This is a genomic window from Glycomyces harbinensis, from assembly GCF_900101745.1.
Taxonomy (GTDB): domain Bacteria; phylum Actinomycetota; class Actinomycetes; order Mycobacteriales; family Micromonosporaceae; genus Glycomyces; species Glycomyces harbinensis.
Genome location: NZ_FNAD01000004.1, coordinates 59,961 through 75,388, shown reverse-complemented (window position 1 = coordinate 75,388; position 15,428 = coordinate 59,961). Strand labels below are relative to the sequence as shown.

Below are 15,428 nucleotides of genomic sequence, written 5' to 3'. Positions count from 1 at the left end.
CCTGAGGCGTGCCACGATAGTGCTGTGGACCACACTGTCGTGGAAATCGGGAGGCGATCGTGACCGACGGGGAACTGTGGCTGCCGCGGCCTGACGCGGTGGAGACGACCAACATCGGGCGCTTCGGCCAGTGGCTGTCGCGCCGCGAGGAGCGCGACCTCACCTCTTATCCGGCGCTGTGGCAGTACTCGGTGGAGCACCTGCGCCCGTTCTGGGGCGCGGTGTGGGAGCACTTCGGCCTCGGCGGCACCGTCCCCGAGCACCGCGTCCTCGCCGACGAGGCCATGCCCGACACCGTGTGGTTCCCCGACGAGACCTTCAACTACGCGCGAGCCGTCCTCACCGCGCCCGGCGTGGGGGAGGAGGACGTCATCGTGCGCGCCTACTCCGACACCCGCGAACCGGTCGAATGGACCCTCTCGGACCTGCGCGAGGCCGTCGCCCGCGCCCGCGCCGGCCTGGTCGCCCACGGGGTGCGCCGCGGCGACCGCGTCGCGGCCTGGATGCCGAACATCCCCGAGACCTTCGCGCTCATGCTCGCCTCGGCGAGCCTCGGCGCGGTGTTCTCCAGCTGCGCCCCCGAGTTCGGCGCGAAGGCCGTCCTCGACCGCTTCGCGCAGATCGAACCCAAGGTCCTGGTCGCCGTCGACGGCTACAAGTACGGCCCCAAGTCGATCGACCGCACCGCCGACCTCAAGCGCGTCGTGCGCGGCCTCGAGGGCCTCAGCGCCTCCGTCACCCTGCCCTACCTGGGCTCGGGCGAGATCGAGGGCGAGACCTGGGACCGCTTCTGCTCCTACGACGAGGGCGTCGCGTTCGAGCCGCTCACCTTCGACCACCCGCTCTACATCCTCTACTCCTCCGGCACCACGGGCCTGCCGAAGGCGATCGTCCACTCGCACGGCGGCATGGCCATCGAGCACGCCAAGATGCACTCGCTGCACCACGACCTCGGCGTCGGCGACCGCTTCTTCTGGTACTCCACCACCGGCTGGATGATGTGGAACTACCTCATGTCCGCGCCGATCGTGGGCGCCGGCATCGTCATGTTCGACGGGATGCCCGACCCGGCCGGCATGTGGCGCCTCGCCGAGGAGTCCGGCACCACCTTCTTCGGCACCAGCGCGCCCTTCCTCATGGCCTGCCGCTCCCGCGGTATCAAGCCCCGCGAAGAGGCCGACCTGTCCAAGATCCACGGGATCGGCTCGACCGGGGCCCCGCTCCCCGCCGTCGGCTTCGACTACGTCTACGAGCAGATCAGCGCGACCGCGCAGCTCCAGTCCCTCTCGGGCGGCACCGACCTGTGCACCGGCTTCATCGGCGGCGCCCCCACCGTCCCGGTCTGGCGCGGCGAGCTCTCGTGCCGGTGCCTGGGCGCCGACGTCCAGTCCTTCGATCCCGAAGGGCACCCCGGGATCGGCCGCGAAGGCGAGCTGGTGATCGCCTCGCCGATGCCCTCGATGCCCGTGGGCCTGTGGGGCGACCCGCTCAAGCACCGCTACCGCGACACCTACCTCACCGACTTCCCCGGGATCTGGCGCCACGGCGACTGGATCACCATCACCGAGCGGGGTTCGGCGGTCATCTCCGGGCGCAGCGACGCCACCCTCAACCGCGGCGGCGTGCGCATGGGCACCTCGGAGTTCTACGCCGTCGTCGAGGCGGTCGAGGGCGTCGCCGACTCCCTCGTCGTGCACCTGGACGACCCCGGCCAGGACCGCCTGCTCCTCTACGTGGCCTGCGCCGACGGCGTCGAGCTCGACGAGGCGCTGCGGGGGCGCATCACCGCCGCGCTCCGACAGCAGCTCTCGCCCCGCCACGTGCCCGACGAGGTGCGCCAGGTCCCCGCGATCCCCCGCACGCTCAGCGGCAAGAAGGTCGAGGTCCCGGTCAAGAAGATCCTCAAAGGCGTCAAGCCCGAGGAGGCCATCGCCCGCGACGCCCTGGCCAATCCGGAGGCGCTCAAGTCGTTCCTGCGGTGAACGCCGTGCGGGAGGTGCCAGTGTGGACCGCAGTGCCGGTGCGCTTCTTGCGAAACCTGAGTGACACGGGACGGTTTAAGACCCGATTTCCTTCTGCGGCAAGGGAATTCAATTGGGTGTGTGCCCGCTCGCAGCTGTCGGGTAGTTAGTATGTTTCGTGTCGCCCCGGTCGGTTTCCCCCGTAGCCGCCGGGGCGGCGCTATGCCCGGCCCCGAGCGCGCAAACCGCCGCCGGCGCCTGTGCTCCAATGGTCGGCGTGACTGACGAGGAACCGGGTGCCGCAGACCTTCCCGCCGCAGACCCGGCCGCCGAGGACCGGGCCGCCGACGACGTGGGCGTCGGCCCCTGGACGGGCCCCTGGCCCGAGGGCCCGCAGTACGACCCCGACCTCCTGCGCCTGGGCGACCGCCGCAACGTGGTCGACCGCTACCGCTACTGGAGCCGCGAGGCCGTCGTCGCCGACCTCGACGACCGGCGCCACGACTTCCACGTCGCCATCGAGAACTGGCAGCACGACTTCAACATCGGCACCGTCGTGCGCAACGCGAACGCGTTCCTCGCCAAGACCGTCCACATCGTCGGCAAGCGCCGCTGGAACCGCCGCGGCGCGATGGTCACCGACCGCTACCAGCACGTCGAGCACCACGCCACGGTCGAGGACTTCGTCGCCTGGGCCCGCGCGGAGGGCCTCGAGGTCGTCGGCGTCGACAACCTGCCCGGCTCGGTCCCGATCGAGACCGCCTCCCTGCCGCGCAACGCGGTCCTGGTCTTCGGCCAGGAGGGCCCCGGACTGTCCGAACCGGTGCGGGAGGTCTGCTCGATGATCTGCTCGATCACCCAGTTCGGATCGACCCGCTCGATCAACGCCGGCGTCGCCAGCGGCATCGCCATGCACGCGTGGGTGAGGGAACACGTGTTCGCACAAGCCCCCCGGGACTAGAGCGTCCGGAATCCGACCCTCCCGAGACCCCCGATCGTCACACGGCGGTGGCACCCTTGAGAGGTGCGCATCGTCCCGTGCCGGATCCGAAGGCGGCGCCGGTTCGCCGCTTCGCACCCGCAGGGCGCGTTCGTGAACGACCGGTGTCGGATACCTGACGCTTCCCTACGGTAACGGGGGGCGATGCGCCCACATTGAGCCAACGGGAGATTACTTGGGGTAAGCTCCCGGAGGTACAAACGAATAGGTCATTCCGCTGGTAGACAGGCGGAGCCGGGCATTTGTTGCTTCGCCGGGCTACCCTGGCTCCCGGCATCGGCCGCGCGGCTCACACCGATGTGGTCCAACAGAAAACTGAAAGCCGAGTCATGCTCGTACGCTAGACTCGTGCCAGCCTGCGCCAGACGAAGGATCGGCCAGGACCCTTGACGGGAGGGGTGAGGAAGTTGAAGAAGTTTCTGACTTGGGGCGGACTTGCGTTCCTGGTGTTCTTTATTGCCTTCAGACCAGGCGAAGCCAGCGATGTGGTCGGGAACCTCGCAGGCGGAATCCTCGATGCCGCGAACGGATTCGCGGCGTTCTTCACGAACCTCGTGACCTGATAGCGACGGCAGCATGACCGATTCCGGTGCAGGCGGCTCGGGGGACAACAAGAACACCGAGCCGCTGGAACCCCCCAGTCCGCGCCCCCCTTCCGACGGTCCCGCCCCGGGCGCCGAGTCCCCCACGCGCGAATACTCCTTCCCCGCCGGCACCGCGCCCGCCGCCGCCGCGAGCGACATCGACGGCGTCCGCTTCGACGACGGCCTCGGCGTCGGCCTCCTCGCCGGCGTCCGCGCCCCCACCGTTCCCGACGTCCCCTCCCCGATCTCCGCCCGGTACCTCTTCCCGACCGAGAAGTACCGCGGCGAATGGCGCCGGCACTGGGTCCACCTCATGCCCTGGTACATCATCGGCACGCTCTCGACCTTCATCATGGGCCTCGCCTCCGGCATGATGACCAGGATGGGCGACGGCCGCGACACCGCGCTCACGGTCACCATCGTCCTGTGGCTGCTCATCCTCGGCTTCGTCGGCTGGAAGATCCTCGACTGGTACATGGACCGCTTCATCCTCACCAACAAGCGGATCATGCTCATCCAAGGGGTCATCACCCGCTCGGTCGCCATGATGCCGCTCGGCCGCGTCACCGACATGAAGTACGCGCAGACCCCCATGGGCCGCATGCTCAACTACGGCGAGTTCATCATCGAGTCCGCGGGCCAGGACCAGGCGCTGCGCAACATCCCGCACCTGCCGAACCCCAACGAGCTCTACCTCCAGATGTGCGAGGAGATGTACGAGCCCGAGGCCGTCGACGAGCGCGAGGCCGAGCCCGAAGAGGACCTCATCCCCGAGGAGCCGGTGCGCAAGGACGCGGAGGCCTAGAAGGGCCGCCGCAGCGCCCCGATCCCGACACCGTCGGACACCCGCCGATCACTCGGCGGGTGTTTCGCGCCCTCGGCGTCCGCGCCGCCGTGACGTCCGCTGCGCCCTGCGATGCCGGGACCCACCCGGTTGCACCTACTTCGTATACTCACCTTCTATACGACCCTCGGTTGCCGACCACACCCATCTTTTGGCAGAATTCCGCCCTACGGGGCAACTTTCCACCGGGGGTATGTCGTCTGTTGTTCGACCCCCCCAGGGAGACGCGTGAGCGAGGCCAAATCGTCCCAGGACGAGGAGTTCCGCGAGTACGTGGCGGCGCGCTCGGCTGCGCTGCACCGTGCGGCGTATCTCCTGACGGGGAACTGGGCGACAGCGGAGGACCTGGTGCAGACGACCTTGACGAAGACCTATTTGGCGTGGGGGCGGATCAGAACCACTGATTCGATCGACGCCTACGCCCGTCGCATCCTCTACAACACCAACGCCTCCTGGTGGCGCAAGCGCTCCAACCGCGAGAAGCCCACCGAGGTCTTCGAGGACCGCCCCGACCACTCCCGCGACTTCACCGAGCACTCGGCGATGCGCGACGCCATGTGGCGCCACATCGCCGCGCTCCCCAAGCGCCAGCGCGCGGTCCTGGTACTGCGCTACTACGAGAACCGCTCGGACCCGCAGATCGCCGAGATCCTCAGCATCTCGGTCGGCACCGTGAAGAGCCAGGCCTCCCGCGCGCTCGCGGGCCTGCGCAAGCGCCTGGGCACCCCCGCCGCGGCGCTCGGCCTCGCGATGGACTCGAGGGAGGCCGCGTGAGCGGGGACATCGAATCCCTCCTGCGCAGCGAGATGGCCCAGAGGGTCGACGCCGCGCCCGCCGCCACCGAGGATCCCGGCCTGGCCGACCTGGCGATCGCCGGGGCCGGCCGCATCCGCCACCGCAGGCGCGTCGCCGCCGCGGCGAGCGGCGCGGGCCTGCTCGTGCTCGGCGCGGCCACGTTCGTGTGGCAGCCCTGGGTCGCGCCCGACCCGCAGGAGGGCACGCTCGCCGCCGACACCAGCACGACCGAAGTGCAGAACGAGTTCGCCATGGAGTTCGTCGTCGAGGACGGCGACGGCCGCTACTCGGTGCTCAACAGCGAGGGCACCTCGGTGGCGATCGACGTGGCGAGTCCCGACTACGGCGTCTTCCGACTCGACGGCGCCTACATGGCCGAGACCGAGTCCCAGGTGGCCTTCACCGGCTTCGACGGCGCGGCGGGCGAGGTCTACGAGAAGCCGACCATGGAGACGTACACGCGTGTCAATTACGGCGGCACCCAGTTCGCGATGGTCACGCCGGACGCCGCGTACACCGTGGAGGAGCACCGGCTGCAGGACGTCACCCTCGCCGACAGCGCCGGGCAGGCCGTGGACGCGACCTTCACCACCGCCTACGCGCTCACCCTCATGGACTGGAGCGCCAGCACCGCCGTGTTCACGGCCGACCTGCAAGGGGTCAACGGCGGGGGCATCGGCGAATACCACTTCGACGAGCAGTTCAAATGGGGCCTGGAGTCGGTCGGCGCGGCCGGGTTCGAATCGGTGGCCGTCACCGACCTCGAGGACCCCGGCTACGTCTGCGTCGCCGACCTGGAGGCCGGCGTCGGCCTCGCCGACGACGGTGAGCAGTGCGGATCGCTCGACTCCGCGGTCATCCAGGACGAACTGGTCGCGACCGCGTCCGACGACGCCGCGCCCGAGCTGGTCCGCGAGTACGTCGAGTACAGCCAGGCGACGTACACGTTCCCGATGATCGAGGACTTCGACTTCGGCGAGTACCAGGAGCGGTACTTCGAAACCGGCCTGTACTGGACCGATCCGTACGGCCGCTGGGAGCTGACCGGGAACCTGGGCGACGAGACCTGGCTGCTCCTGGACGCGAGCACCGAAGAGGGGTCCCTGTCCGAGCTCACCCCGCCCGCGGGGGCCGTCATGCCGGTGCTCGACTACACCCGCTTATCCCGTCCGCGGCCCCGCTGAGCCGCACCTAACACGAGTGTCCGAATGCGGGGCTGTGACCTGGCGGACTTGACATACTCGCTGCGTGGGTGGACTCGAGTATTTTCTGACCGTCGCGGTGACGCTGTTCGTCATCATGGACCCGCCCGGCATCGTGCCGATCTACCTGGCCCTGACCGGGACCATGGATCAGCGCGAGCGCAACCGGGCCGCGCTCCAGGCGACGTGCCTGTCCCTGGGCGTGATCACGCTGTTCGCGCTCCTGGGGCAGCAGATCATCAGCTACCTGCACATCGACCTCGCCGCGCTCCAGGGCGCGGGCGGACTGCTGCTGCTCCTGGTCGCCCTGCAGCTGCTCACCGGCAAGGCCGACGACCCGAACGAGGCGGCCACGTCGAACATCGCGCTCGTGCCGCTGGGCACCCCGCTGCTGGCCGGGCCCGGCGCGATCGTCGCGGTCATCCTGTTCGTGAAGCAGGCGCCGTCCCATATGGACTACCTGTGGATCGCGCTGGCGATCGTCATCATCCACGTCGCGATCTTCCTGGTGATGCGCTTCTCGGGGTTCCTGGTGAAGATCCTGCGGCGCGGGGGCATCGAGGTGCTGACGCGGATCGCGGGCGTCCTGCTGGCCGCGATCGCGGTGCAGCTCATCGCCGATGCGGTGATGGGATACGTCGAACTCTTCGAAAGTTCTGCTGGAGCTGTCGGTTGGTGATCACTTTAGGGTTCAATTAACCCTATGACGACGATTCTCGATCTGCCCCTCCACCCGCTGGCGGTGCACGCGCCGATCATCCTGGTCGCCCTGCTGGTGCTGCTCGGCATCGCCTACCTCCTCATCCCCCCGCTGCGGCGTCTGCTCGGCTGGGCGGTGGCGGTCCTGGTGCTGGTCACCCCGGCCGCCGCGTACGGTTCGATCTTCAGCGGGCAGCAGCTCGCCGACTACACCTACCCCGACGGCTGGCCCGACGCCGTCCAAGCGCACCACGACAACGGCTACTGGCTCCTGTGGACGCTGATCGCCCTGATCCCGGTGTGGTTCCTGTTCGCCGGGCTCGACCGGGGGCGCCGGGCCGCGCTGCTGCGCAACGCCGACGCGCCGGCGCCGGCCGCGACCGAGGACGGCGAGGCCAAGGGCTCGGACGACCCGGCCGCGACCGGACGCAAGATCATCATGTTCGTCATCGGGCTGGTCGCGTTCGCGCTGCTGGTGCTGGCGGCCTGGTGGGTCTACAAGACCGGGCACACCGGCGCCGAGATGGTCTGGGGCGGAGCGGTCCAGTAGCGGCCTGCGACGAAGCGGCCCCGGCCGGGCGGATGCCCGGCCGGGGCCGCGGTGCGTCGCGGTCAGGCGCTGACGAGCCCGATGATGAGGACGGTGAACATGAGCGCCACCGTGACGAGCGTGACCCAGTGGGTGACGAGGCGGGCCCGCTGCTCGGCGGCGTTGATCGCCTCATGGTCCTGGGGCGGGAGCCGCCGGGGCTCGCCGGGCAGGGCCACGGCCTCGACCCGCCAGCCGGGAGGAGGGGGCACGTTCACGGGCGGGCCCTGATAGCCGCCGTCCGACCGGTCGCTCATGGGGAGAGCCTAACGCCGGGCAGGGCCGGGGCCTCAAGGAGCCGGATCGCGGGGCCCCCGAATCGAGGGTGCCCGAGCGGTGCGACGGTTCCGCCTCGGTGCGGAGGGCAGCGCTGACACCGCAGGGAGCCGGATCGCGGGGCCCCGGTTCTAAGGGTGCTCGTGGGGTACGACAGGACGGCGGTGGCCGGGTGTCCCTCGATCGAGGGACACCCGGCCACCGCCGTTCGTTGCTCGCTAGCCTTCGGTCGACTGGCGGTCGCTGCCGCCCGTCGGGCGACGGCGGCGGCGGCGCCTGCGGGCCGGGGCGTCGCCTTCGGCGCCGCCCTCGTCCTGCGGGGCGCGCTGCTCGGGCGCGGGCTTCGACTCGCTCGCGGCCGCGACCGCTTCGCCCTCACCGCGGATGCGGCGGCGCTGGCGCGTACGCGGCTCCTGCGGCGTGCTCTCGGCGCTCTCGCCGGCGGAGGACTCGCGGCCCGCGCCGCGGCTGTCGCCGCTGCGCCCGCCGCCTCGCCGGTCGCTCTCGCCGCGGCCCTTGCCGCGCGGAGCGCGGCTGCTGCGGGACTTCTTGCGGCTGTCGCCCTCGACGTTCTCCTCGCGCTCGGCGCTGAGGCCGTCGCGCTTGCGCATCTCGCTCGGCAGCGACGACGGCGCTCCCTCGGGGATGTCCAGGTCGGAGTAGAGGTGGTCGGAGGTGTGGTACGTCTCCGGCGGCGCGATGGCCAGGTCGAGGTTGTTGACCTTGACGATGATCTTCCAGCGCGGCAGGTCCTCCCACGTCAGGAAGGTGACGGCGATGCCGGTCGCGCCCGCGCGGCCGGTGCGGCCGACGCGGTGGATGTACGTCTCCGCCTCTTCGGGCGCGTCGTAGTTGATGACGTGCGTGATGTCGGGGACGTCGATGCCGCGCGCGGCCACGTCCGTCGCCACGAGCACGTCGATCTTGCCCGAGCGGAAGGCCCGCAGGGCCCGCTCGCGGGCGTTCTGGCCCAGGTCGCCGTGGACCGAGCCGACCGCGAAGCCGCGGAAGTCCAGTTCGTCGGCGAGCTTCTGCGCCGCGCGCTTGGTGCGGCAGAACATGATCGTCAGGCCCCGGCCGTTGGCCTGGAGGATCCGGGCCGCGACCTCGACCTTGTTCATCGCGTGGGTCATGTAGACGAGCTGGCGGGTGTTGTTCGCGGCCTCGAGGTCGGGCGCGGACACGTCGGCGGCCACGGTCATGGGCCGGTTCATGTGGCGGCGCGACAGCGACATGATCGTGTCGGGCATCGTCGCCGAGAACAGCATCGTCTGGCGCTCGGTGGGGAGGAGCTTGAGGATCTTCTCGACGTCCTCGGAGAAGCCGAGGTCGAGCATGCGGTCGGCCTCGTCCAGGACGCAGTGCGCGATCCGGTCGAGCTTGATGTGCTTGGACTTGTGCAGGTCGAGCAGGCGCCCGGGGGTGCCGACGATGATCTCGACGCCCGCCTTGAGCGCGTCGACCTGGGGCTCGTAGGCGCGGCCGCCGTAGATCGGCAGGACCCGGATGCCGCGGGTCTTGCCCGCGTCCTCGAGGTCCCGCGAGACCTGGAGGCCGAGCTCGCGCGTCGGGACCAGGATCAGCGCCTGCGGTCTGCCGTCGGCGCCCTCCTCGGCGGAGGTGATCTGGTCGATGATCGGCAGGCCGAACCCGAAGGTCTTGCCGGTGCCGGTGGGGGCGCGGCCGATGATGTCGGAACCGCGCAATGCGATCGGAATCGCGTACTCCTGGATCGCGAAGGCCCGTTCGATACCAAGCGCCGCAAGCGCTTCGACGGTTTCTTCGCGAACGCCTAGAGCCGCGAACGTGGGCCCGTCGTTCTTGGGCCGGTCATTGTTCACTTCGTTCACTCTGTTCACCTCGTGGCGGAGGACGTCACCAGATCCGGGGAACTCGGCGCCACATATAGTCTCGTTACACAGCGGCGACGACCGCCGGATTCGGAGAGTCGCCGCTTCGCAGGAGCGGTCCGGCGCTTCACGCCGGAGCCGCGTTGAGGACCGTTCGCACTGTGCTGATGCCCGGCTTGCAAGCATCGTCAAGGGGAATGCCCTGTGAAAGGCCGCGGTCGCTCCTGTCCATCGTACGCTCTCCGTGCGCCTTCGTCTCGGAGCGCCGCTCTGGACCCCCCTCGGGGGTGGCTGTTCTCACCCGAATGTGGCACTCCTGGCCTGCGAAGACGTGTCGAACCGTCCGGTTCGCGACAACCCGCGAAGGCGAAGGGCGCTCCGGGCCAGTGATAACCTGCCCCCGTGTCCGAGACAACTGATCCCGCCGCCGGAGCCGACGACCCCGTCCCCGTCGCCGCGGCCCCCAGTCGCGAATCCGTCATCGATCTCCTTGGGCTGCTTGCCCTCGGCGAGCTGCTCGCGTTCGAGCGGATGGTCTACGACGCGCGGCTGGCCCCCGACCTGGGGCGCAGGGCCGCCCTCTCCGAGGCGGCCGTCGGTGAGATTCGCAACTACCGGCTCCTCGCCGACCGCCTCGCCGAGCTCGGCGCCGACCCGGCCGCGGCGATGGCCCCGTTCAAGGAGGCCTTCCGCTCCTTTGACGCCTCCACCTCGCCGCGCGACTGGCTCGAAGCGCTCGTGAAGGTCTACCTCGGCGACGCCGTCGCCGACGACTTCTTCCGCGCCGTCTCCACCGGGCTGGAACCGGGCGACCGCACCCTCATCGAGACCGTGCTCGCCGAGACGACCGCCGCCGACTTCGCCGCCGAGGAGATCCGCGCCGCCGTCGAGGCCGACCCCTCCGTCACCGGGCGCCTGTCGCTGTGGGCCCGCCGCCTCGTCGGCGAGGGCATCAACCGCGCACAGGGCGTGGCCGCCGCCAACGCACGCCTCACCGGACTCATCGTCGGCGACGGCGGCACCCTCGACACGCTGCTGCGACGCCTCACCCGGGCGCACCAGGACCGCATGAAGTCGGTCGGCCTGAACAACTGACGGCGGGCCCCGCAAGGGGTGTTACCGAATTGAGACGGTTCGGCCGCAACGAAGCCGTTCTTCTCCCGCGTCTTGGGGGCGGAGGAGGACACAAACATGCGGCTCACGAAAAGCCATGTCGTCAGCGGGGTGCTCGCCCTGGCACTGCTGGGTGCGACCGGTACCGCCTGGTACTTCGCCGCGCAGGCGCGCACGCCGGCGCAGCGCGCGGAGGAGACATCCGAACCGGACGACAGTGTGATCACCGTCCGGGTCGACCAGGACCAGCTCATCGACACGATCGAATTCGACGCGGTGCTCGACCGGACCGGGGACTTCAGCGTCCAGGCCCCCGCCGCGCCCGAGGGGATCGAGACCGCGCTGGCCTCGGACATCCCCCTGAAGGTCGGCGACGAGGTCAAGGCCGGAACGGTCCTCTTGGAGGTCTCCGGCCGCCCCATGATCGCCCTCGAAGGCGACGTCCCGGCCTACCGGGACCTCCAGGAGGGCGACACCGGACCGGACGTCGAACAGCTCCAGCTCGCGCTGCAGCAGCTGTACGGGACCCCCAAGACCGGCACGTTCGACTCGCGCACGGCCTCGGACCTGAAGAAGCTCTACGACCACGCCGGCTACGACCACGCGACCACCAGTGAAGAGGTCATCACCGAAGAGGACGAGGGCGACGCCGGGACCGAAGGCGACGCCGGCGAGGAGGACGCCGAGGGCGGCGAGGAGAACACCGGCGGCGCCCAGACCGAGACGGTCGAGCGCGTCGCCCTGCCCGCCTCGGAGATCGTGTTCCTGCCGAACCTGCCCATGCAGGTCAGCAAGATCAACGCGGAGCAGTCCGCGCCGGTCACTGCCGAGGAGCCCGTGATGGTCCTCGCCTCGGGCGACTGGAAGCTCGAGGCCGAACTCGACGAGGAGACCGCCGCCGAGCTGACCGCTCTCGGCGGGGACGCCGAGCTCGAGTACGGCTCGGGCCCCCTCGAGGGCCAGGAGGTCGGCAACTTCGAGCTCGACGTCCGCGAAGAGGCCGGCGAGACCGACGAGTTCACCGGCGAGGAGGGCGAGGCGGTCGAGAAGACGTTCGCCGTCTTCGAGTTCGACGCCGACAAGGTGGAGGGCATCGACGACCTCGCCCCCGGCGAGGAGCAGGAGGTGACCCTCATCAGGGCCCGCTCCGCCGAGGACGCGCTCATCGTGCCGCTCTCCGCACTGTGGACGGACGCCGAGGACCGCACCATGCTCACCGTCCTCGAAGGCGAGGAGGGGAAGGAGCGCCACATCGAGGTCGACGTGACCCTGCGCCACGAGGGCCGCGGCGTGGTCGTCCCCGTGGAGGACGAGCTGAGCGAGGGCGACAAGGTCGTGATCGCCTGGCGCGACCGGGGCAACGGCTGATGGCCCGCAGGCGCCGCAAGCCCGAGACCGACACCGAGATGCTCGACTACGTTCCCGCCGAGGGAACCCCGGGCACCGTCCCCGACGGCGAGGGCGGCCCCGAGCCAGGGGGCCGCGCGGCCCGCAAGGAGGCCAAGCGCGCCGCCAAGGCCGAGCGGCGGGCCGCGAAGGAGGAGGCCGCGAGCCTTCCGAAGGCGAAGGGCCGCTTCGGAGTCCGCACCATGGGCATCGCCTACGAGGCGGTCCAGTCGATGCGCGGGCGCTCGATGCGCACCTGGATGACCGCGATCGGCATCGCCCTGGGCATCGCCGCCACGGTCGCCACCGTCGGCCTCTCGTCCACCTCGGCCAACGCCATCGCCGAGCGCTTCGACTCGACCGAGGCCACCCAGGTCACGGTCTCGTTCTCCGACAACATGAGGGACGCCGGATACGCGCCCACGTTGGAGTCCTCCGAGCGCGTGCGCGCCATCAACGGCGTTCTCGACGCAGGGATCTACTGCGCCGCAGGTGAAGAGCGCGCCGCTTCGCGCACCGAGGACCAGGACTACCTCCGCGAGGTGCCGGTCTTCGGCATGGAACCGGGCGCGATGGACGCGTTCGGCTTCGTCTTCACCCACGGAGCGGCCTTCGACGCCGGGCACGTCGCCCGCGACGACCGCGTCGCCATCATGGACGAATCGGCCGCCCGCGACCTCGGCTTCTCCTCCCTCGAAGGCGGGCCCATGGTCTACCTCGACGGCGAGGAGTACGCCCTCGTCGGCATCTACCAGGCGCCCGAAGGCGAAGCCAAGCTCACCGGCGCCGTCATCGTCCCGCCGACCCCGTGCACGGCGGCCGACGCGGACTACGACGCCGCCCAGGTCTTCATCCGCACCGACCTCGGCGCGGCCGACAAGGTCGCCGACACCGCGCCCACCGCGGTCTTCCCCGAAGGCGCCGAGAACCTCTCGGTGTCCAAGCCCTCGGACCTGCGCAGCTTCCGCAAGGGCGTCGAGAACGAGATGCAGGCACTCCTGCTCGGCCTCGCGGCCGTCTCGCTCGTGATCGGCGCGGTCTCGGTCTCCAACACCGCGCTCGTCTCCGTCATGGAGCGGCGCACCGAGATCGGCCTGCGCCGCGCCGTCGGCGCCGCCCGAAGGGCCGTCGCCATGCAGTTCGTGTGGGAGTCGACGTTCATCGGCCTCATCGGCGGCCTGTTCGGCACCGTCCTGGGCGTGAACGTGACCGCGTTCGTCTCGCTCTACCGCGACTGGCAGATCGTCTTCGACCCCGCCCTGTTCGCGGCCGGACCCGTCATCGGGGCCGTCGTCGGCGTGGTCGCCGGCGTCTACCCCGCCTGGCGCGCCAGCCGCATCCCCCCGGCGGTCACCCTGAGGGCCTGACGCTCGTTAGACCCGCGTGAACCTCGCCGAGGACGCCCGGGACCTGTTCCTGCCCGCCGCCTGCGCCTCCTGCCGGAGCGCGCCGGCGGCGGGCAGCGGCCTGTGCCCCGACTGCGCCGCCGAACTGACCGCGCTCCGGCCCCTGCTCGCCGCGCCGCTGCACGACGCCGTGCCCGTGGTCGCCGCCGGGCCCTACGAGGGGACGCTCGCCCACGCCCTCAACGAGTACAAGGAACGCGCCCGCCGCGAACTCGCCCCCGCCTTCGGCGCACTCCTGGGCCGCGCCCTCGCCGTCGTCGCCGAGGAGGTCCCCGGCGCCGTGCTCGTCCCCATCCCGCCCACCCGGGCCGCACTCCGCGCCCGCGGCTTCGACCACGTCGCCGCCGCCTGCGCGGGCATCCCCGGGAACGCGGCGGAGATCCGCCCCTGCCTGAGGGCCCTTCCCCGGCCCGACTCGGTCGGCCTGACCCCGCGCCAGCGGGCGCTGGCCGCGAAGCGGAGCCTGCGGGCCGCTCCCCGCCGCACCGCGGCCCTGGCCGCCGCCGGCAGGCCCGTGGTCCTCGTCGACGACGTCGTTACGACCGGGGCCACGCTCGCGGCCGCCGCCGCGGCCCTGCGGGAGGCGGGCCTGCGCGTCCCGGCCGCGATCAGTGTCGCCGCCGCATGAGAGCGACGAACGAGGTTCATGAGGCGGGGTCCGGGTACTCCCGCGAGTGTCGTCAAGACGACAGGCGTCGAGACGCCCATTCGACCGTGAATGCGAATGGTTATCCCGAGTCCGGTGAATACCGCGCGCACGCGCCCCCGGGCATTGGAGAATTCCGGTAGCCGAAGGGTCGACTTTCGGTGACCGAAGGGATAGTCTCGAAATCTCAGATCGGTAACGAGACGACAGAGGCCAGATGGCCCAGAGGTGAACGCCCCCTTGTCGAGAGGGGTTGCACTGCAGGTCGTCCCATCCGTGAGGGGAGGTAGCTCCATCCGCCGTACCGGAACTTCGGCTCCGGACCCAGCACACAACTTCGACAGCCTTTCCGCCTGGCAGGGCGAGAGGCACCTGGGAGGTTCAGAGGTGGACATCGTCGTCAAGGGCCGTAACGTGGAGGTTCCCGACCACTACCGCGAGCTCGTCGCGGAGAAGATCGAATCGAAGATCGCCAAATACCTCGCCCGTTACGACGGGGAGGCCATAGCGATCGACGTCGAGCTCTATCACGAGCCCAATCCCCGTCAGGCCGACCACGCCCAGCGCGTCGAGATCACATGCCGTCCCAAGGGAGCGGTCATCCGCGCCGAAGCCTGCGCCGGCGACTTCCGGTCGGCGTTCGAACTGGCGGTCACCAAGCTCGGCCACCAGCTCCGCAAGACCTCCGACCGCAAGCGCATCCACCGCGGCGGCACCAAGACGCCCATGTCGGTCGCCGAGGCGACCTCCAACGGCAACGGCAGCCGCGTCTCGCAGGAGGCGGGAACGCTCCTCGCCGAGCCCGACGGGCAGCACCCGCGGACCGAGGCCCGCTTCGTCTCCGAGGACGTGGACCACTACGAGGGCCTGGTCGAAGAGCACCTGCCCGGGCGCATCGTCCGCGAGAAGGTCCACCCCGGCGAGCCGATGACCGTCGACGACGCCCTCCAGAACATGGAGCTCGTCGGCCACGACTTCTACCTCTTCCACGACAAGGAGAGCGGCCGCCCCTCAGTGGTCTACCGCCGCAGGGCCTTCGACTACGGCCTCCTGCGCCTCGACCTCTGAGCAGACGCG

General features: G+C 70.4%; 15 protein-coding genes. 13 read left to right on the top strand and 2 right to left on the bottom strand.

Annotated elements, in window-relative coordinates; genetic code table 11:
- The first annotated feature begins 59 nt into the window (after positions 1-59).
- The 8 genes from BLQ63_RS08600 (at position 60) to BLQ63_RS08570 (ending at position 7,635) form a co-directional block, all read left to right on the top strand.
- Positions 60-1,982 carry an acetoacetate--CoA ligase gene (locus tag BLQ63_RS08600; protein ID WP_091031839.1) on the top strand — a complete coding sequence of 641 codons (1,923 nt, stop codon included), beginning with the start codon at positions 60-62 and terminating at the stop codon, positions 1,980-1,982.
- 247 nt (positions 1,983-2,229) lie between these two features.
- The gene (locus BLQ63_RS08595; RefSeq protein ID WP_091031835.1) at positions 2,230-2,922 is read left to right on the top strand and encodes a TrmH family RNA methyltransferase; all 693 of its coding nucleotides are present in this window, start codon (positions 2,230-2,232) and stop codon (positions 2,920-2,922) included.
- A 446-nt stretch (positions 2,923-3,368) separates the two neighbouring features.
- Positions 3,369-3,524 (top strand): hypothetical protein, encoded by a 156-nt coding sequence (locus tag BLQ63_RS28305; protein ID WP_177154845.1) that lies wholly within the window; start codon positions 3,369-3,371, stop codon positions 3,522-3,524.
- Positions 3,525-3,537: 13 nt separating this feature from the next.
- Positions 3,538-4,350 carry a PH domain-containing protein gene (locus BLQ63_RS08590; protein ID WP_091031831.1) on the top strand — a complete coding sequence of 271 codons (813 nt, stop codon included), beginning with the start codon at positions 3,538-3,540 and terminating at the stop codon, positions 4,348-4,350.
- 267 nt (positions 4,351-4,617) lie between these two features.
- Complete coding sequence (locus BLQ63_RS08585) at positions 4,618-5,163, top strand: SigE family RNA polymerase sigma factor (protein ID WP_245680905.1); 546 nt, start codon at positions 4,618-4,620, stop codon at positions 5,161-5,163.
- A complete protein-coding gene (locus BLQ63_RS08580; RefSeq protein ID WP_091031824.1) occupies positions 5,160-6,368 on the top strand; it encodes a hypothetical protein in 1,209 nt (402 codons plus the stop codon). Before BLQ63_RS08585 ends, BLQ63_RS08580 begins: the two co-directional genes overlap by 4 nt.
- A 64-nt stretch (positions 6,369-6,432) precedes the next feature.
- Entirely contained in the window at positions 6,433-7,065 is a 633-nt protein-coding gene (locus BLQ63_RS08575; RefSeq protein WP_245680904.1) for a MarC family protein, read from the top strand.
- A gap of 24 nt (positions 7,066-7,089) precedes the next feature.
- Positions 7,090-7,635 carry a hypothetical protein gene (locus BLQ63_RS08570; RefSeq protein WP_091031820.1) on the top strand — a complete coding sequence of 182 codons (546 nt, stop codon included), beginning with the start codon at positions 7,090-7,092 and terminating at the stop codon, positions 7,633-7,635.
- A 62-nt stretch (positions 7,636-7,697) separates the two neighbouring features.
- On the opposite strand, the gene BLQ63_RS08565 is transcribed toward BLQ63_RS08570, so the two are convergent.
- Together BLQ63_RS08565 and BLQ63_RS08560 are read right to left on the bottom strand one after the other, a co-directional pair.
- Positions 7,698-7,931 carry a hypothetical protein gene (locus tag BLQ63_RS08565; RefSeq protein ID WP_091031816.1) on the bottom strand — a complete coding sequence of 78 codons (234 nt, stop codon included), beginning with the start codon at positions 7,929-7,931 and terminating at the stop codon, positions 7,698-7,700.
- A 237-nt stretch (positions 7,932-8,168) separates the two neighbouring features.
- Positions 8,169-9,800: a DEAD/DEAH box helicase gene (locus tag BLQ63_RS08560; protein ID WP_245680903.1), complete on the bottom strand. Its 1,632-nt coding sequence runs from the start codon at positions 9,798-9,800 to the stop codon at positions 8,169-8,171.
- Positions 9,801-10,202: 402 nt separating this feature from the next.
- Here BLQ63_RS08560 and BLQ63_RS08555 point away from each other — a divergent pair, with 402 nt between their 5' ends.
- From BLQ63_RS08555 to hpf, 5 genes are all read left to right on the top strand, one after another.
- Positions 10,203-10,895: a ferritin-like fold-containing protein gene (locus BLQ63_RS08555; protein ID WP_177154844.1), complete on the top strand. Its 693-nt coding sequence runs from the start codon at positions 10,203-10,205 to the stop codon at positions 10,893-10,895.
- 96 nt (positions 10,896-10,991) lie between these two features.
- On the top strand, positions 10,992-12,281 hold the full coding sequence (locus BLQ63_RS08550; protein WP_091031813.1) for an efflux RND transporter periplasmic adaptor subunit: 1,290 nt from the start codon (positions 10,992-10,994) through the stop codon (positions 12,279-12,281).
- A complete protein-coding gene (locus tag BLQ63_RS08545) occupies positions 12,281-13,666 on the top strand; it encodes an ABC transporter permease (RefSeq protein ID WP_091031810.1) in 1,386 nt (461 codons plus the stop codon). Before BLQ63_RS08550 ends, BLQ63_RS08545 begins: the two co-directional genes overlap by 1 nt.
- Before the next feature lie 16 nt (positions 13,667-13,682).
- The gene (locus BLQ63_RS08540) at positions 13,683-14,333 is read left to right on the top strand and encodes a ComF family protein (protein ID WP_091031806.1); all 651 of its coding nucleotides are present in this window, start codon (positions 13,683-13,685) and stop codon (positions 14,331-14,333) included.
- A gap of 405 nt (positions 14,334-14,738) precedes the next feature.
- Positions 14,739-15,419 (top strand): ribosome hibernation-promoting factor, HPF/YfiA family, encoded by a 681-nt coding sequence (hpf, locus tag BLQ63_RS08535; RefSeq protein ID WP_091031802.1) that lies wholly within the window; start codon positions 14,739-14,741, stop codon positions 15,417-15,419.
- The last annotated feature ends 9 nt before the right edge of the window (positions 15,420-15,428 follow it).

Bases quoted from the DNA above. Each gene is read 5' to 3' on its own strand.
- BLQ63_RS08595 (WP_091031835.1), top strand. From the start codon at position 2,230: ATGGTCGGCGTGACTGACGAGGAACCGGGTGCCGCAGACCTTCCCGCC.
- BLQ63_RS08550 (WP_091031813.1), top strand. From the start codon at position 10,992: ATGCGGCTCACGAAAAGCCATGTCGTCAGCGGGGTGCTCGCCCTGGCA.
- BLQ63_RS08565 (WP_091031816.1), bottom strand. From the start codon at position 7,931: ATGAGCGACCGGTCGGACGGCGGCTATCAGGGCCCGCCCGTGAACGTG.
- BLQ63_RS08590 (WP_091031831.1), top strand. From the start codon at position 3,538: ATGACCGATTCCGGTGCAGGCGGCTCGGGGGACAACAAGAACACCGAG.
- BLQ63_RS08545 (WP_091031810.1), top strand. From the start codon at position 12,281: ATGGCCCGCAGGCGCCGCAAGCCCGAGACCGACACCGAGATGCTCGAC.
- BLQ63_RS08570 (WP_091031820.1), top strand. From the start codon at position 7,090: ATGACGACGATTCTCGATCTGCCCCTCCACCCGCTGGCGGTGCACGCG.